1 protein-coding gene is annotated in these 1363 nt (G+C 64.9%); it reads right to left on the bottom strand.

Going from position 1 to position 1363, the window contains the following annotated elements; all coding sequences use genetic code 11:
• Positions 1-1363: FAD-linked oxidase C-terminal domain-containing protein (locus EN969_RS31185; RefSeq protein ID WP_245467585.1), on the bottom strand; the 1363-nt coding region annotated here is incomplete at both ends.

The raw sequence follows: 1363 nt of genomic DNA, 5'->3' as shown, positions 1-1363 counted from the left end.
TCGAAGGCACATTTGACGCGCATCTGCTGGTCGAGATCGATCTGGGTGAACATTTCCGGCATCAGGTCGCGTTTTTCCACGCCCACACCGTGTTCGCCGGTCAAGACGCCGCCGACCTTGACGCAGAGCCGCAATATATCGGCGCCGAAACTTTCGGCCTTGTCGAGTTCGCCCGGTACGTTGGCGTCGTAGAGGATCAGCGGATGCAGATTGCCGTCACCGGCATGAAAGACATTGGCGACGCCGAGACCGTATTTTTCCGACAGCTCGCGCATGCCGGCGAGCACGCGCGGCAGCTCCTTGCGCGGGATGGTGCCGTCCATGCAGTAGTAGTCGGGCGAGATGCGGCCGACGGCCGGAAACGCCGCCTTGCGGCCGGCCCAGAAGCTCAGCCGTTCCTGTTCGGACTGCGAAATGCGGCAGGTGGTCGAGCCGTTCTTGTAGGCGATCGCCTCGACCAGCCCGATCAGATGATCGACCTCGACGCCCGGCCCGTCGAGCTCGACGATCAGCAGCGCCTCGACATCGAGGGGATAGCCGGCATGAACGAAATCTTCCGCCGCATGGATCGCCGGCCGGTCCATCATCTCCATGCCGCCCGGGATGATGCCGGCGCCGATGATGTCGGCAACGCACTGGCCGCCCTGCTCGCTGGTCGGGAAGCCGATCAGCAGTGCACGTGCCGTCTCCGGCTTCTTCAGGATGCGCACGGTGACCTCGGTGACGACGCCGAGCAGCCCTTCGGACCCGGTCATGACGCCGAGCAGGTCGTAGCCTTCCGCATCGAGGTGACTGCCGCCCAGCCGCACCACCTCGCCATTCATCAGCACCATCTCGATGCCGAGCACATTGTTGGCTGTGAGGCCGTATTTCAGGCAGTGCACGCCGCCGGAATTCTCCGCGACATTGCCGCCGATCGAGCAGGCGATCTGGGAGGATGGATCGGGGGCGTAGTAAAAGCCCTCCTGCTCGACGGCGGTGGTGATGCCGAGATTGGTGACGCCCGGCTGGGCAACGACGACGCGATTGGGAAAATCGATCCCGAGGATACGGTTGAAACGGCTCATGACCAGCAGCACCGCGTCCTCGAGCGGCAGCGCCCCGCCCGACAGCGAGGTGCCGGAGCCGCGCGGCACGACGCGGATGTTGCGGTCGTTGCAGTATTTCAGCACGCGCGAAACCTGCGCCACCGTTTGCGGCAGCACGACGACCAGCGGCAGCTGCCGATAGGCGGTCAAGCCGTCGCTCTCGAAGGCGCGCATGGAATTGGCGGCGTCGACGACGCCCTCACCCGGCACGATGATGCGCATGTCGGCGACGATCTCGTCGCGCCGGCGCATCGTGGCATCGTCTGGTTTCGGCA

The organism is Mesorhizobium sp. M7A.F.Ca.CA.003.01.2.1 (assembly GCF_003998945.1).
Lineage (GTDB): Bacteria > Pseudomonadota > Alphaproteobacteria > Rhizobiales > Rhizobiaceae > Mesorhizobium > Mesorhizobium ciceri.
The sequence above is the reverse complement of the archived record's forward strand: the minus strand, read 5'-3'. Positions and strand labels throughout refer to the sequence as shown.